The organism is Extibacter sp. GGCC_0201 (assembly GCF_017566055.1).
Taxonomy (GTDB): domain Bacteria; phylum Bacillota; class Clostridia; order Lachnospirales; family Lachnospiraceae; genus Extibacter.
The window spans coordinates 21,554-35,725 of sequence record NZ_JABFCH010000017.1; the positions used below are offsets into that span (position 1 = coordinate 21,554).

17 protein-coding genes are annotated in these 14,172 nt (G+C 51.8%); 3 read left to right on the forward strand and 14 right to left on the reverse strand.

All coding sequences use genetic code 11. From position 1 onward, the window contains the following. Positions 1 to 4: 4 nt before the first annotated feature. Genes HJV72_RS11990 through HJV72_RS12050 form a run of 13 tightly spaced genes read right to left on the reverse strand, consistent with a single transcriptional unit; the run spans position 5 to position 10,071 of the window. Positions 5 to 667, reverse strand: coding sequence for an acetate--CoA ligase family protein (locus HJV72_RS11990; protein WP_208071292.1), 663 nt, complete (start codon positions 665 to 667; stop codon positions 5 to 7). Continuing rightward, positions 660 to 2,114 (reverse strand): acetate--CoA ligase family protein, encoded by a 1,455-nt coding sequence (locus HJV72_RS11995; protein WP_208071293.1) that lies wholly within the window; start codon positions 2,112 to 2,114, stop codon positions 660 to 662. Before HJV72_RS11995 ends, HJV72_RS11990 begins: the two co-directional genes overlap by 8 nt. A gap of 19 nt (positions 2,115 to 2,133) precedes the next feature. Then, positions 2,134 to 3,039, reverse strand: coding sequence for a thiamine pyrophosphate-dependent enzyme (locus tag HJV72_RS12000; protein ID WP_208071294.1), 906 nt, complete (start codon positions 3,037 to 3,039; stop codon positions 2,134 to 2,136). Between the two features lie 10 nt (positions 3,040 to 3,049). Beyond that, positions 3,050 to 4,231: a transketolase C-terminal domain-containing protein gene (locus HJV72_RS12005; protein WP_208071295.1), complete on the reverse strand. Its 1,182-nt coding sequence runs from the start codon at positions 4,229 to 4,231 to the stop codon at positions 3,050 to 3,052. Next, complete coding sequence (locus HJV72_RS12010; protein ID WP_208071296.1) at positions 4,232 to 4,498, reverse strand: 4Fe-4S binding protein; 267 nt, start codon at positions 4,496 to 4,498, stop codon at positions 4,232 to 4,234. Between the two features lie 17 nt (positions 4,499 to 4,515). Further along, positions 4,516 to 5,058: a 2-oxoacid:acceptor oxidoreductase family protein gene (locus HJV72_RS12015; RefSeq protein ID WP_208071297.1), complete on the reverse strand. Its 543-nt coding sequence runs from the start codon at positions 5,056 to 5,058 to the stop codon at positions 4,516 to 4,518. A gap of 13 nt (positions 5,059 to 5,071) precedes the next feature. Continuing rightward, on the reverse strand, positions 5,072 to 6,616 hold the full coding sequence (locus HJV72_RS12020) for a dihydroorotase (protein WP_208071299.1): 1,545 nt from the start codon (positions 6,614 to 6,616) through the stop codon (positions 5,072 to 5,074). 3 nt (positions 6,617 to 6,619) lie between these two features. Beyond that, positions 6,620 to 7,258 (reverse strand): BMC domain-containing protein, encoded by a 639-nt coding sequence (locus HJV72_RS12025; protein ID WP_066577100.1) that lies wholly within the window; start codon positions 7,256 to 7,258, stop codon positions 6,620 to 6,622. Positions 7,259 to 7,270: 12 nt separating this feature from the next. Next, entirely contained in the window at positions 7,271 to 7,534 is a 264-nt protein-coding gene (locus tag HJV72_RS12030; RefSeq protein WP_066577102.1) for a BMC domain-containing protein, read from the reverse strand. Between the two features lie 30 nt (positions 7,535 to 7,564). Then, the gene (locus HJV72_RS12035; RefSeq protein WP_066581499.1) at positions 7,565 to 7,828 is read right to left on the reverse strand and encodes a EutN/CcmL family microcompartment protein; all 264 of its coding nucleotides are present in this window, start codon (positions 7,826 to 7,828) and stop codon (positions 7,565 to 7,567) included. A gap of 9 nt (positions 7,829 to 7,837) precedes the next feature. Next, the gene (locus HJV72_RS12040) at positions 7,838 to 9,286 is read right to left on the reverse strand and encodes an aminotransferase class V-fold PLP-dependent enzyme (RefSeq protein ID WP_082912808.1); all 1,449 of its coding nucleotides are present in this window, start codon (positions 9,284 to 9,286) and stop codon (positions 7,838 to 7,840) included. 40 nt (positions 9,287 to 9,326) lie between these two features. Next, a complete protein-coding gene (locus HJV72_RS12045; protein ID WP_208071303.1) occupies positions 9,327 to 9,605 on the reverse strand; it encodes a BMC domain-containing protein in 279 nt (92 codons plus the stop codon). Between the two features lie 13 nt (positions 9,606 to 9,618). Further along, positions 9,619 to 10,071 carry a hypothetical protein gene (locus tag HJV72_RS12050; protein ID WP_066577108.1) on the reverse strand — a complete coding sequence of 151 codons (453 nt, stop codon included), beginning with the start codon at positions 10,069 to 10,071 and terminating at the stop codon, positions 9,619 to 9,621. 202 nt (positions 10,072 to 10,273) lie between these two features. Here HJV72_RS12050 and HJV72_RS12055 point away from each other — a divergent pair, with 202 nt between their 5' ends. Then, a complete protein-coding gene (locus HJV72_RS12055) occupies positions 10,274 to 10,990 on the forward strand; it encodes a Crp/Fnr family transcriptional regulator (RefSeq protein WP_117771848.1) in 717 nt (238 codons plus the stop codon). 117 nt (positions 10,991 to 11,107) lie between these two features. On the opposite strand, the gene HJV72_RS12060 is transcribed toward HJV72_RS12055, so the two are convergent. Then, complete coding sequence (locus HJV72_RS12060) at positions 11,108 to 11,722, reverse strand: Crp/Fnr family transcriptional regulator (protein WP_208071305.1); 615 nt, start codon at positions 11,720 to 11,722, stop codon at positions 11,108 to 11,110. A gap of 299 nt (positions 11,723 to 12,021) precedes the next feature. Between HJV72_RS12060 and HJV72_RS12065 the strand changes: the two genes are divergently transcribed. Both HJV72_RS12065 and HJV72_RS12070 read left to right on the forward strand, forming a co-directional pair. Beyond that, a complete protein-coding gene (locus HJV72_RS12065; RefSeq protein ID WP_208071307.1) occupies positions 12,022 to 12,765 on the forward strand; it encodes an aspartate/glutamate racemase family protein in 744 nt (247 codons plus the stop codon). Between the two features lie 45 nt (positions 12,766 to 12,810). Then, positions 12,811 to 14,163, forward strand: a complete 1,353-nt coding sequence (locus tag HJV72_RS12070; RefSeq protein WP_208071308.1) for a cytosine permease — start codon at positions 12,811 to 12,813, stop codon at positions 14,161 to 14,163. Positions 14,164 to 14,172: the final 9 nt, after the last annotated feature.

Here is a 14,172-nt window from a genome sequence, read left to right on the forward strand (position 1 = left end):
AGGCTTATTTCTCCTCGGTAATCTTGATCAAAGCATCTACCCCTTTCGCTCCTTTGCCCTTCTCGTACAAGAACAGCGGGTTAATGTCGATTTCCTCGATAGATGGTTGATCTACTGCGAGTTCCGATACTTTCAGGAGGCAGCCGACCAGAGCGTCCATGTCATATTCCGTCCCTCTGGCTCCTCTGATAATCTGGTACAGCTTCGTCTCCTTTATCATCCGTTCTGCTTCCTTCTCATCTATGGGAAGCAGCCTGAGTGCGATGTCCTGAAACACCTCTACGTAGATGCCGCCGCTGCCTGCCATGAGCACAGGTCCGAACTGCGGGTCTTTCTTCATCCCGACGATAACCTCCAGCCCCTCTGCCGCCATCTCCTGCATGAGCACCCCGTCAATGGCGGCGTCAGCCTTATAAGCTGCCGCGTTCTCCATGATTTTTTCATATGTCGTACCTGCATCCTTTTCTCTTACACCGAGAAATACGCATCCTGCCTCTGTCTTATGCTGGATATCGCAGGACAGTATCTTCATGACAACCGGGCATTCCATCTCTCCCGCTATCTGTACAGCCTCCTCCTTCGACGCGGCAACCCTGCTCCTGGCCATTGGCACACCGTATTCAGAAAGAAGGTTCTTTGCATCCAGTTCATTTAAAAATCTACTCATCCGCCTCTTCCTCCTGACGTTTTAAGAATTGGCCGTAGGCCGTCATGTGGCTCATCGCCTTCACGCAGTGGGCAGGGGTATCAAAGGTATGTATCCCTCCCCGCTCCAGTATCTCCCGGCATTCCCATACGTAATTCCCCGCCATGATGCAGATGCATACAGGCTTTTTCTCCTTGTATCCTTCTTCTGCAAGCAGGCTAAGCAGCCCTTCGGCCAGCTCCCTTCTTGGCAGGAACGTCGGCACGACGGTCACGAATATGACGCTGTCTACCGCATCGTCATCCATGACAATTCTGAGGCTTTCTACATGATGTTCCACAGTGGCTGCGGCCGTGATATCTGCATATCCTTCCGGAGAACAGACATTTGCCATAGGCGGCAGAGCGGCTGCAAGCTTATTCTTCGTCTCTTCTGATACGAGCGGAAACTCAAGGACCTTCTCTTCTACAAATGCGTCTGTACAATAGATTCCCGGGCCTCCGGCCTGTGTCAGCAAAAAGCAGTTCCTGCCGTCCGGTATCTTCATCGCGTCAAAAGCCTGAAGCGTATCCATCATATCTTCTATCGTGTATACCCTTATGATTCCAAACTGGCAAAATGCCGCGTCGTATACGGAATCAGCCCCGGCAAGGGAGCCTGTGTGGGAGTTGGCAGCCTCTGCCCCGATGCTGCTGCGGCCGACCTTCAGGATTACCACCGGTTTCTTTCGGGCGATTCTTGCCAGCGTGTCGATCAGCCTCCTGCCGTCCGGATATCCTTCCAGGTACATGCCGATGACCTTCGTGTCCTCATCCTGCTCAAAATACTCCAGCAGGTCGATGCAGTCTACATCCGCCATATTTCCTATGGAGATGAACTTGTTCATGGAGATCGGGGCCGGCCCGGATGCGCCCATCATCAGGATGGAAGCCGCCATGGCGCCGCTCTGGGAGATAAAGCTGATGCCTCCTTTCTGTCCCCTCATCTCCTTCGGTATGAGCGTCTCAACAAAAGTCGTATCCACACGGTTGATGTTGTCGATGATTCCGATGCAGTTCGGCCCGACCACACGGATCCCGTACTTTGCTGCAGTCTCAATAAGGCAGTCCTGTCTGCGTATCCCTTCCTCCGTCTTCGTCTCGCCATAATCCGCGGCGATGCAGACGATTACCTTGATATCCCGCTTTTCCTCCATTCGCACTGCAAGGTCGGCCATTATGTCATATATCATCTTCGCCGGTGTGCCTAGTACGGCCAGTTCTACCGTCTCTTCAATCTCTGAGAGCTTCTTGTAGCACTTGTGCCCCAGAATCTCATCTGCCGACATCGTAACGGGAAATACGTGCTTGGGGTATCCAATCTGATTCAGGTTGTAGATGACCGTATATCCGGCTTTCAGCGGATTATTGCTGGCGCCGATGACCGCGATGTTCTCAGGATTGAATAAGGCTTCTAGATTATGTACCATGTATTCCCTCCTTCTCCTGTTATAGGCCGGCAAGCTTCGTGAGCCGGTTCCACTTGTAGTCGACCAGTTCCTGGATTTCTGCCGCTTCTTCCTCATTCAGGTGTTTGAACTTTTTCATGCGTCCCAGATATTCCTTCACCGGTTTTGGCTCCTTGAATGTCTTGTTAATCGTAAAGGAACCATGTTCCACTTCATAGAGCGGGAAGAAATTGCTCTCTACCGCAAGCCTTGACACTTCGATGCTCGTATCCGGCTTTATCCCCCATCCGGTCAGGCACGGGTTGAACACGTGGAGATAAGCAAGCCCCGTCCTGGACGCTTCTATCGCCTTCTCGAGCTTACGCACCATGTCCGGAATGTAGGCCGGAGAGCAGGTCGCCATATAAGGGATATCATGCATGGCCATGACCATGGGGAAGTCCTTCTTGTGCTGTTTCTTGCCGCCGCGCCCTTCCTTGCTCACCGGCGTCGTCGTCGTCCATGAATATTTCGTCGTGGCGCTGCTCCTCTGGTATCCCGTATTCATATATCCTTCGTTGTCGTAACAGATATAGATCAATTTATCCCCGCGTTCCGCAGCGCCTGACAGGCATTGCATGCCTGCGTCTGTCGACGCCCCGTCCCCTGCAAATGCCACCACGTTCACATCTCTTCCCTGTTTTTCATAGTGCATCTTGATGCCTGCCAGCATAGACGCCACATTGTCAAGAAGCGGGAAGAACACCGGAATCTTAGATCCGGACTCCGTATCCCATCCAACGACCCCTACTCCTCCCATACATCCGGGAGGTACCGCATAGATGGTGTTCGGACCGAGCACTTTCATACAGGTACGCAGCGTCAGCTCAACGTTACATCCCACACAGGCTGATATGCCGGGAGAGACCATATCTTCTTTTGCCGCTAATTTATCTACAATATTCATCCTCTTCCACCTACCCTTCTTCCACCATAAGCCATACCGTCTCGCTGTCTGTCTGTTCCTGCGCGGCATGGACGATTGTGTCGATGACGTCTCCCATCATCTGAAGTGAGATATCCTCACCGCCAAGGCCGCCGACAACCGGCACGGACGGTACGCTGTTTCCGCCGTACATGGCAGCTCTTACTTCCTGATATACGATTCCCGTGTCACAGCCAAACGACACGTTCTTATCTACCACGCCGAAGGCTTTCACCTCTGCCAGCGCCTTTCTGATCCGCTCCTTCGGGAACGGGCGGACCATACGCATACGGATCAGGCCCGCTTTCACGCCTTCTTCCCGTTTTGCATCCACCATATCTTTTGCGGCGCCCGACATGGACCCTGTCGTGATGATGGCATATTCCGCGTCTTCCATCCGATATTCCTCGATGGCGCCTCCGTAGCTGCGGCCGAACAGCTCTCCAAAATCTCTGTCCACTTCATCGATGACCTCCAGCGCCGCCTGCTGGGCCTTCAGATGTTTGTACCTATATTCCATCAAAAGGGCGCCGTTTGTAAGCGGGTCCACCGCCATAGGCCGTTCCGGATCCAGAATAATATGCTCCGGATGGTAAGTTCCAAGAAAGGTATCCACCTTTTCCTGCTCTGGTACCATAACCCTCTCTGTCATATGTGACAGGTAAAATCCGTCGTAACAGATATTGATTGGAAGCAGGACCCGCTTATCTTCCGCAATTTTGAATGCCTGCACTACGAGATCCAGTATCTCCTGGTTGTCTTCCGCATATATCTGAAGCCACCCCGCATCTCTGACGCTCATGGAATCCTGCTGCCCGCCCCAGACACTCTGGGGAGATATCATCTCCCGGTTGACGATGGCCATCACGATGGGGAGCCGCAGCGTCGATGCCCTGAAATAAGGCTCATACATAAGTGACAGTCCCTGTGAAGCCGTCGCTGTAAAGGTTCTTGATCCGGCAAGAGAAGCACCGGTAACCACACTCATCGCGGAAAGCTCAGATTCCACTTCGCTCATGGCCGCGTCTATCTTCCCGTCTGCGGCAAACTGTGTGAGATACTCTACGACCGGCGTCTGCGGCGTAATCGGATAAGCTGCGATGACGTCCGGTTTTGCAAGGGCAGCTCCGACAGCCGCCGCCATATTGCCGTTTAATACATCTAATCTCTGCATCTATTTCCCCTCCTCCGGTATCATCGTGATTGCATCCTTCGGGCATTCGTGGGCGCATATGCCGCAGCCCTTACAGTAGTCGTAACAGATTGTAAATGTTCCGTCCGCTTTCCTTATCGAATTCACCGGGCAGTACAGTAGGCATGTGCCGCAGGCGATGCACGTCTCCTGATCTAGCACCGGACGCTGCGTCCTCCAGTCCCCTGTGTTCAGGACATGGATGCCATCCGCTCCAACCGGCACGATATATTCACTCTTAAATTCCATCTTTTCTGCCACCTCCTTTATCGCACAGCCGCCGTCACGGCAGATTCATAACCTTTGTACAGCGCTTCTTTATTTTTGGTGCCCCACAGTTCTTCCACCTTCCCGGCCACCTCGTCGACAGATACGAGCCCTGTCGCCTTGCAGAATGCGCCGAGCATGACGGTATTGGTAATCGGTCTTCCAATCATATCCAGAGCTATCTTCGTGGCATCTGCCACGGTGACAGAAGCAATGTTCTTGGGAATATCCAGATCTTCCGGTTCATGTGCCGTGTTGAGCACAAGGATGCCGCCTTCTTTGACACCTTCAAACACGTTGACCGCCTTCATGATCGTCGGATCCAGCACGATGATGACATCTGGATGGTATACCCTGTTCTTAGGCCGGATGGGGTCTTCGCTGATTCTCACAAAGGCTGTTACCGGTGCTCCCTGGCGTTCAAATCCGAAGAACGGAATCGAATTGCCATATTTCCCATCCATCACCGCTGCGTACACGAGCGCTTCTGCCGCTTTCACCGCGCCCATACCGCCTCTGCCATGTATTCTGATTTCTTTCAAGTTATGTTCCCTCCTATCGCTTCACCATATGTCCCGACGGCGCGTCTGCCACGAGCATTCCGTTCTCCATCACGATGCTGCCTCCCTTGACCGTCATCACCGGCCATCCGGTAAGGCTTCTGCCCTCGAAGATGGAAAAATCCGAGCGGGAATGCATATCTTCCGCATGTACTTCCCTTGTCTCGTTCATATCAATCAATACGAGATCCGCATCGCTTCCCGGTAGCAGCGTCCCTTTCTGTGGGTAGATGCCAAATGCCTCTGCCGGACGCCTCGTCATATGGGTAATTACTTTTTCTATGCTGATACCTCTTTTCACCACGCCTTCCGTCAGAACAGACGCCAGATGCGTCTCCAATACGGAATATCCCGGAACCACGTCCCAGATAGAACGCTCCGGCTGCTTCTCTTCTATGTTTTCACATACATTATCTGTCCCTATCGTGTCTATGACATCGTCATCAAGCGCCTCCCAGAGCGCGTTCTTGTCTTCCGGGTTCCGAAGAGGCGGCTCCATCTTGTAGAGAGGGCCGTCGAACTGCTCGCTCGTGACAGACAGATAAGGGCTCGTCGTTTCGATATGTACGTATTTGTTGAACGGCTTGATCTGGCGCAGCTTCTCAATCCCTTCCTTTGTACCGATATGTACGAGGTACACCGGAATCCTGCTCTTCCCGGCGAGATACGAGATCCGCATCACCGCCTCCTCCTCTGCCATGGCAGGATGGCTTTCCATCCAGTCACTGACGTCTGCGCCATCACCATATTTTTCTTTTGCGTCCCGAAGCGCTCTCGATACGATATGGGTATTCTCAGTATGACAGCAGAGGATACACTGCCTGCCGATGCGCTTCATCTGTGCCATGACATCCAGGATGAATCCGTCATCTACGCTCGGAATCATGCCCGGTATCCCATTCATGTACACCTTGAAGGATGTCACGCCAAGGTAGCGGGCATAATCAGGTATCTCCCGCATCTGTTCTTCATTACCGATGACGAGATGTGGGACGATATCCGTGTAGGAATACTTCTCTGCCTGCTCTTCTATCTCCGGAAACGTGGAAAAGTGAGAGTCTGCTCCTCCGAAAAATACCCCTGTCGTCGTAATCCCTCCCATGACGGCCGCCTTCGTCTCTGATGCCATATCTGTCTCCATAGGTGCAAACAGGCCCAAATGTACATGAGGATCCATCAGCCCAGGACAGACATACGTTCCCGATGCGTCCACTGTCTTCTTCGCATGGATTCCCTCTCCTGTGCCAAACGACTGCACCTTCCCGTCCTTAATGAAGATATCGGCCTTAAAGATGCCGTGGCCAGGCAGCACCAGCATCCCGCCCACGATGGCCAGATCTGCTTTGGCATCTGGCGGAAGTTCCCGGAGTGCCTGCATATCGGAAAGCTTCTGGCTGATATCCTTAAGGACCGCCAGCGTCTCCCCGTTTCCTTCGGCTTTTGCTGGTTCCTGGATCACAGCATAGGGCAGAGACGGCGCGACAGATTCTTTCTTCTGATCTAACTTCCGGATATAATCTGCAAATATATCATTTCCCATAAGCTATGTTCTTCCTTCCACTCCCGTAATTGCTGCAATTGCCGCATCCCGTGCACTGCGGACTTCACTCTCTGATCCGGATATGTACATCCTTCCGAACCGTCCGACTGGGTCGAACGTGACGACTTTTATATCTGCGTTCTTCTCCGCCTCATTTACAGCTATCGATATGTACGCCGCTGGCTCCACCTCCATGATGAACAGCGTCTCCCCCGGTACGAGTATGGACCCGTGGCGGGAATCCCTGTTGATCAGCTGTGCCTGATAAGCATCCGTATTGGAGATTATCTGCTCCGACACGATGGCCGGCTTCATACGGTCCAGAACCGTAAGTCCGCAGGCGTTAAGCACTGCTTCGCCGGCCTGCTTGACATCCTCCGGGGAAAAGGAGTGCAGCTCTATCTCCCCGTACTCTCTTTCCACGATCTGGAATGCCGGCTTGGCATTGGACGATTTGAGCGCCGCGTTCAGCAGGTCATACACCCCGCTGCCCGGCGCCAGCTCTAAATAGAGCTCGCTCATCCCTGCCAGCGGAATGTCACCTTTAGACACCGTTCCTGTGACGGCAGCATATTGGGGCTGCATATTGTCAACAATGATAAAGGTCCTGAGATTAAGATTTTCTTTCTTCGCTTCTTCCATAACACACCCGCCTTACTGCAGGAATGTGTCAATCTCGGAATCCGGCCTTGCGATTACATGAACGCTGACCAGTTCTCCGACCTTCTGGGCTGCCGCCGCTCCCGCGTCCACTGCTGCCTTCACAGCTCCCACGTCGCCTTCGATGATGACGGTCACTAGCCCGCCTCCAATCATCTTCCTGCCTGCCAGCGTTACATTTGCCGCCTTCACCATTGCATCTGCCGCTTCAATTGCTGCCACAAGACCTCTTGTCTCAATAAATCCTTTTGACTTCATATATGAATCCTCCTATTTCTCATTTACATCTCATTTACAATCATAAGTGTCTACGATTCCCACGACTGCCATATCTGCGGGACTGTCAGTGCCCAGTGCGGCACGTGCCCCCGAGCCTCTTGTCACGAGCACTGTCTCTCCCACGCTGCAGCCGATCATATCGACCGCTACGAGCATTTCTCCCGCCGGCGCCCCTGACTTGTTCAGACGCTGCATCGTTATCAGGCTGCAGCCCCCTAGCTGCTCATTCTTGATCGTGGAAACGCATTTTCCCTGTACCTTGCAGATATACATGTACAGCACCTACCTTCCTTCCAGAATGTCCCTGATACAATCCAGCGCGTAATCTATCTCCTCAGGCTTTGTATAGAAATGAGGTGCGAGCCTTATCACGTCGCCCCTGCCTGAACCGATGACATTTCTGTCTCGCAGCAGTTTTTCCATTGTGTGGGAATCTATTTTGTCACCGCAGACAATGGCCGTGGTGCCTCCCTTTTTGCTTACGTCGAAGGGGCTGATCGTCTTCAGTCCTCTTGCCGCTACGCCGTTCAGGGCATGCGCGCTCAGCATGTCAATCCGGTCCTTGATCTTAGGTACTGTGACCTGGTTGATAATCTCAAGCCCCGCTCTGGCCGCATATGCAGTGAGCACTGGCGGCGTACCCGTATCGAACCGGCTCGTCTTGTTGGCCCAGTCCAGATATCTCGTCTGGAACAGGAAGGGATTCGTCTGGCCGAACCATCCGGTCACAGACGGTTTCAGCTCCTGTATGAGGTTTCTGTTTACATACATGAAAGCCACACCCGGGATGCCGAACAGATACTTCAGGCATCCGGATACGAGGATGTCTATGTTCATGGCTTTGACATCCATAGGCTCTGTTCCAAGGCACTGGTAAGCATCAACGAGCACGAGGGACCCTTTCCTGTGCGCAATGTCTGCAATCGCTTTGACATCCTGTTTAAATCCATTCAGATAATATACCTGGGTGATGGATGTCAGCAGCGTATCCTCGTCTATATACCGTTCATATTCGCTGATATCAATCTCATGGTTCTCGTTGACGGATACAAAATCGACTTTTGCTCCATGTCGCTGGTTTGCAAGCCATATGTAATCCACGGTCGGAAATTCCATATCTGTCACGACCACTTTTTTCCGTTTGCCTGTATAGTCAAGGGAATTGGCTATAGAGCTCACAAGGTCGGATACGGACGATGCGATTGCAATCTCGTCTGGTTCAGCGCCTATGAGTCTGGCGAACTCTGCTTTCGCAAGCTCGATCTCCTCCATCCAGGAATCCCAGTCCATGCCTACGCTTCCCCAGTTATCCAGATATCTCTGTATGCCGGCGAGCACCTGCTTCGACTGCGCGCTCTGGGAGCAGTTGCCAAGGTGGGCCACTGATTTCAGGATCGGAAAGTCTTCTCTCCATCTGTCAATCTCCGCTTCGCCCAAGAGGCCTTTGTAGGGCAGCGCTTTCACCTGCGGATAGGCTTGGGGCACTGCGTGTGCTGCGGGCCCCGCCGGGTGATATGCCGGTACTGCGGGCGGCACCGGAGACGGCGTGTCAGCCTTTGGCTGCGGTATTACAGTCTGGGCTGCCGTTCCTCCTGCCTCAAACCGTATCCCTTTCTTCCCGGCTTCCTCCCTCGCAACGGAAGTGACGACATCGCCTGGATTGATATAGATGACCGTCTCTCCCTTGGAGGCACAATAATCAACATCTGCTGCTGTATAAAATTTCTTCAATCGTTACAACTCCTTTCCTGCTGCCGTGTCTTCCGGCTGCCTAAACTTCCTCTTTCTCAAGGAACATATCCAGCAGACCTTCGTTCGGCCTCGGTATCACATGGGCACTGACAAGCTCCCCAACTTTCTTGGCCGCTTCTGCTCCTGCGTCCACGGCCGCCTTCACCGCGCCCACATCACCTTTGATTGCGACTGTCATGTAGCCTCCCCCAATTTCCATCTTTCCGGCCACTTCTACATTGGCCGCCTTCACCATCGCGTCTGCAGCCTCTACGCTGCCTACAAATCCTTTCGTCTCGATAAAGCCATATGAATTCATTCTGTATCCTCCTTTAAACATCTCTTTCAACTGGCCATCCATGGTCCGGGAACAAGATTCTTGCCACCGGATCCATAGGGCTTGCCTCTTCTCTTATTTGGGGGACTACGGCTTCATGCCCCGGCCCCCATGCTGTCCCATAGCTTAACAAGTTTTTGAACCGATCGAATTCCCAGCCAGGGTTATACCCCTGTTCTCTTAATGCCTCGTATTCGCCAAGCACTTCTGGGAATTTGTACAGGACCCACCAGTACACCCTTTTATCCTCCGGGATATCCGGGTTTCTTTCCAGATAGAAAGATAAGCCCTGTTCTCTCATGATTCTCTCAGCCTCCTCCTCAAGCTGTTCCAATTCGGAAGGGGGAAACGGAGGACTGAATGCCGTCTTTTTCACCTCCTGGGCCACGCATTCGCCGAAAGCTGCTATCATGCCCCAGATAAAAGAATGCCGGTCGATCTCTGCCATGTATTCATCTCCTTTCTCGTTCAATTTTCTGTCAATTGGATCAATTGATTCATATTGACAATTATAGGAATCATGCTATAATTTTTCTGTAAACTATTTTACAAACTGCCGTAATTTTATAATTTATTATTTAACAATCTTCAATCGTCGGAATATTGTGTCGTTTCCTGTTCTTATTACAGTTAAAAGGAGTGTGATAATAATGGCTAAAAATAATTCTCCCGATTTGATTGCACCCTATATGTCCCCATGGCTGAGCATGGATGATAAGGACTGGGAACCGATTCTGAAAGATTCCACTGTCAAGACATACGCCCGGGATGCCGTCATCTACCGGCAGGGTGATGTCACTTCTTATGTCTACCTCGTCAGAGAAGGCCGGGTCGTGCTCGACCTGTACGGCGTCAACGGCAGGCGCCGCAGCATCTACATCGCTGACAAGGGCACCTGTTTTGGAGAGCTCGCCTGCCTGGACCAGCTGGCAAACTATTGTACTGCAACGACATGTACAAAGACTGCGCTGTATCTGATTCCCAAAAAGCGTTTCATCGATGAGATATACGTGAATCCTGCTTTCAGCATGACTCTGCTGAAAGCCTTGTCTCTGAAGACTCGTCTCATAACAAGTCTATTAGAGCAGATGAGCTTTAATGACTCCAGCTACAGGGTGTATCACTCGCTGCTCAGCCTCCTCCAGCTGTACGGCATCCAGACGAAAGACGGCTCTTATAAGCTGAACATCAAATTCACCCATCAGGAGATGGCCTATCAGACAGGCCTGTCCCGGGTATCGGTCTCGAACATATTTCTGTCGCTTACGAATGAGGGATTGATAGAGAAGGATAAAGGATACCTGATCGTCAAAGACATACAGGCATTGAAAGAATATCTGATAAAAGAAGACTGGTCATTTGATTGAACTGTTGCAGCAAAATAGAGCCCGGTCGGAAGCCGGGCTCTATTTTGCTGCCACCGGGAGGGATGCGGTGCATACTTATAGGCTGATGTATGGATTCTGCTGTGCAGGCTGTCGCCTCTAAGCTCCAAGCTCGTTGATATAATTGTAGAAGTAGCCAACGTCCCGTATGTAATAATAGCGGTTGACTTTTTCTATGACACCCTCTTTTTTCAGCCTGCTGAAAAAGCGTGATACGGTCACGCGGTTCGAGTAGACGAGATCTGCCATCTCCTGATGGGTGAATGGAATGTTGATTTTAATTCCTCTGCCGCAGGGTGTCCCGCTCTCCCGGATCAGATACAGGAATGCCCGTACGATTCTGACGTCTGCCCTCTGGAACGAGAGGGACGATATATTCCCTGCAAGTATCCTCATCTTGGCACAGAGGTCCTGTATGAGAAAGTCTTTGAAGCCGGGTATCTCTGCCGTCATCCTCGTAAATATCGGCCCCGTCGTGCGGTAAAGGCGGCAGTTCTCTTCCGCCGTAGCCGCAGTGAACAGGGACGGGTATCCATCGAGGCTGGACAGGTTCCCGAGAAGGCTTCCCGGTCCGGCGATCATCAGATGCTTTTCACTCCCGTTCTCATCACCGGTCAGAATCCTGACGACACCGGTTCCCACGATATACACGTATGGATGTTCTTCACCCTGGGTAAATAATATCGTATTTCTTTTATATGTACATAGTTCCATCTTTGCCTGGACATCCTCCAGTAAAGATGGCATTTTCTTTGAAAAAAATAACCATGGCGATTCATACTCCGGCAAAAGGATGTCAAAATCAGCCATGGTTTGTTTTAGTGTTGATATTTTAACCACCTCCATTGAAAAACCATCTCTATTATACCACCCATGCTTATATATGCCAATCCGAAAATTTTTCCTCCATTTTGTAGCACAGGCTACTTTTTCACAGAAAGACAGGTGATAGAATACTGACAATATATCAAAGCTTGGGCAAATAAACAGATAATAATAATTTAGGAGGTGAAATGATGAAATTAAAATTGATTATTCCTGTGGCAGATACTCCTGCCACACGCAAGGCGAACAATGGCATCCCCCATGCGCTGCGTGTCTTGAATCCCGGCACCGAGGTATCGGTAGGCTTCCTCAGAAGGGGGTTCGAGGCTCTGAACACGATTACACGTGTCGGATATAACAGCCCTGAGATTGCAGAGGAAGCTATGCTTGCGGAAGCAGAAGGGGCAGACGGCATCTTTATCAACTGCTTTGCCGATCCTGCGGTGGATATGGTGCGGGAACTGGTGCATGTACCTGTATTCGGCGGTTTCCGGCCTTCCATGATGGCGGCTCTCGGATGCGGCAGACACTTTTCTGTCATAATTCCGGGCAGGGAGGATCCCGCAGGCACCCTGCTGCTTGCCAAAGTAATCGAGAACAATCCTGAATGCAGAGACAGCATCGTCTGTCAGGATTTTACCAACCTCGATGTACTCGAACTGCATGACCGGGAAGCGCTGCTCGATAGGCTGGCGGACTTTGCCGAACAATCGGGCCGTGTACACGGCTGCGACTGTCTCATACTGGGATGTACCGCCATGGCCTATATCGCAGATGACTTGAGGGCGGAGCTTGCCCTGCGCGGATGCGGCATTACGGTGGTGGAGCCGCTGTCAACGGGACTTAAGATGCTGGAAACCTTTGTCACGCTCCAGCTGAACAACAGTACGGCCCATCTCGTCCATAATGAGATGAATCAACGAATCAGATAGGAACGAAGCAGGAATGAGAATACAAATGAATAAGGAGGAAATGATATGGCATCATTATGGAAATTTCTTGAAGAGAAAGCATACGCAGGCGGTGACGACGATTTTGCGCGCAAACCGGTCCCTGAAGATAAGAAGCGCGGATGGGCCAGCAGCGCCGTCGTGTATATCGGCTGTGCCATCAGCATATCGGCCTTTACGCTCGGCGGAAGCCTTGCCACCGGCCTGACACTGAATGAATCTATCATCGCCGTTCTGGCAGGCGCCCTCATTCTGGCCGCCATGGCCTGTCTCTGTGCGGAACCGGCCATGTACACAGGTCTGTCGACGAGCATGATTGGAAAGTTTACGTTCGGGCTTAAGGGCGCCGCTCTCGTCGGCCTCCTCTATGCCGGATGCGCCTGGGGCTGGTTCGGCGTACAGGCCGGCCTGTTCGGTGACACGATTGGACAGATGTTCCGGCTCATGACCGGCAATGCCCTGTCTCCAGCGGGTGTAAAAGTAATCATAGTGATTGGCGGACTTCTGATGACAACTTCCGCAATCTTTGGCTTCAAATCTATAGAAAAGCTGAGCTGGATAGCTATACCGGCCATCGCCATCCTTATGATAGCATCGCTTGTCATGGTACTCAAGGGGCATACGTACAGTGAATTGAACACATCCTTTATCACAAATCCAATGTCGCTTGGTACCGGCATCTCGCTTGTCATCGGCTCCTTTGCGGCAGGTGCGGTAGGGAGCCCGGATATCCTCCGGTATGCGAAGAATTTCAAAGACACCGTGAAAGCCATGGTCATCGGCCTTGTCATCGGTTACGGCATTACGATCGTAATTGCCGCGGCCTGTGCCAAAGCAGTGGGGGATGCCAACATCGTCACCGTCATGATAGGCCTTGGATGGGGCGTGCTTGCCATGGTCGTCCTGGTCCTGGCGCAGTGGACCTCCAATGACAACAACGTATACAGCGGTTCCCTCGGCCTCTCCGTCGTGTTTGAGAAGATGCCGAAGTACAAGCTGGCAATATTTACCGGTGTCTCGGGCACCATATTCGCCGTCATCGGCCTGTCCAATATGATGATCCCGTTTTTCTCCGTACTCGGAATCTTCACGCCTCCCCTCGGAGGATGTTATCTGGCCGACTTCTATCTATGCAAGAAGTTCTACAGCTTTGATCGGCTGGATAAGCTTAAAAAGGTGCGCCTTGAAAGTATGGCCGCCTATCTCATCGCAGCCGCGGTAGGATTTATGACGACACAGACTTCTCCGGGATTCGCATGGTTCCAGATTACCACGATCCCCGCAATCGACTCCTTCGTGGCAGCCTTCATCATGCAGATAGCCTGTGTAAAACTATTCAACAGAAATCACGGAAAAGATTGTTCATCATCCGTATGTTAAGGAGGACTT

Coding starts and splice junctions, on each gene's coding strand:
- HJV72_RS12055 (WP_117771848.1), top strand. CDS start 10,274: ATGGCTAAAAATAATTCTCCCGATTTGATTGCACCCTATATGTCCCCA.
- HJV72_RS12005 (WP_208071295.1), bottom strand. CDS start 4,231: ATGCAGAGATTAGATGTATTAAACGGCAATATGGCGGCGGCTGTCGGA.
- HJV72_RS12020 (WP_208071299.1), bottom strand. CDS start 6,616: ATGGGAAATGATATATTTGCAGATTATATCCGGAAGTTAGATCAGAAG.
- HJV72_RS12025 (WP_066577100.1), bottom strand. CDS start 7,258: ATGGAAGAAGCGAAGAAAGAAAATCTTAATCTCAGGACCTTTATCATT.
- HJV72_RS12035 (WP_066581499.1), bottom strand. CDS start 7,828: ATGTATATCTGCAAGGTACAGGGAAAATGCGTTTCCACGATCAAGAAT.
- HJV72_RS12030 (WP_066577102.1), bottom strand. CDS start 7,534: ATGAAGTCAAAAGGATTTATTGAGACAAGAGGTCTTGTGGCAGCAATT.
- HJV72_RS12060 (WP_208071305.1), bottom strand. CDS start 11,722: ATGGAACTATGTACATATAAAAGAAATACGATATTATTTACCCAGGGT.
- HJV72_RS11990 (WP_208071292.1), bottom strand. CDS start 667: ATGAGTAGATTTTTAAATGAACTGGATGCAAAGAACCTTCTTTCTGAA.
- HJV72_RS12000 (WP_208071294.1), bottom strand. CDS start 3,039: ATGAATATTGTAGATAAATTAGCGGCAAAAGAAGATATGGTCTCTCCC.
- HJV72_RS12065 (WP_208071307.1), top strand. CDS start 12,022: ATGATGAAATTAAAATTGATTATTCCTGTGGCAGATACTCCTGCCACA.
- HJV72_RS12050 (WP_066577108.1), bottom strand. CDS start 10,071: ATGGCAGAGATCGACCGGCATTCTTTTATCTGGGGCATGATAGCAGCT.
- HJV72_RS12010 (WP_208071296.1), bottom strand. CDS start 4,498: ATGGAATTTAAGAGTGAATATATCGTGCCGGTTGGAGCGGATGGCATC.
- HJV72_RS12070 (WP_208071308.1), top strand. CDS start 12,811: ATGGCATCATTATGGAAATTTCTTGAAGAGAAAGCATACGCAGGCGGT.
- HJV72_RS12045 (WP_208071303.1), bottom strand. CDS start 9,605: ATGAATTCATATGGCTTTATCGAGACGAAAGGATTTGTAGGCAGCGTA.
- HJV72_RS11995 (WP_208071293.1), bottom strand. CDS start 2,114: ATGGTACATAATCTAGAAGCCTTATTCAATCCTGAGAACATCGCGGTC.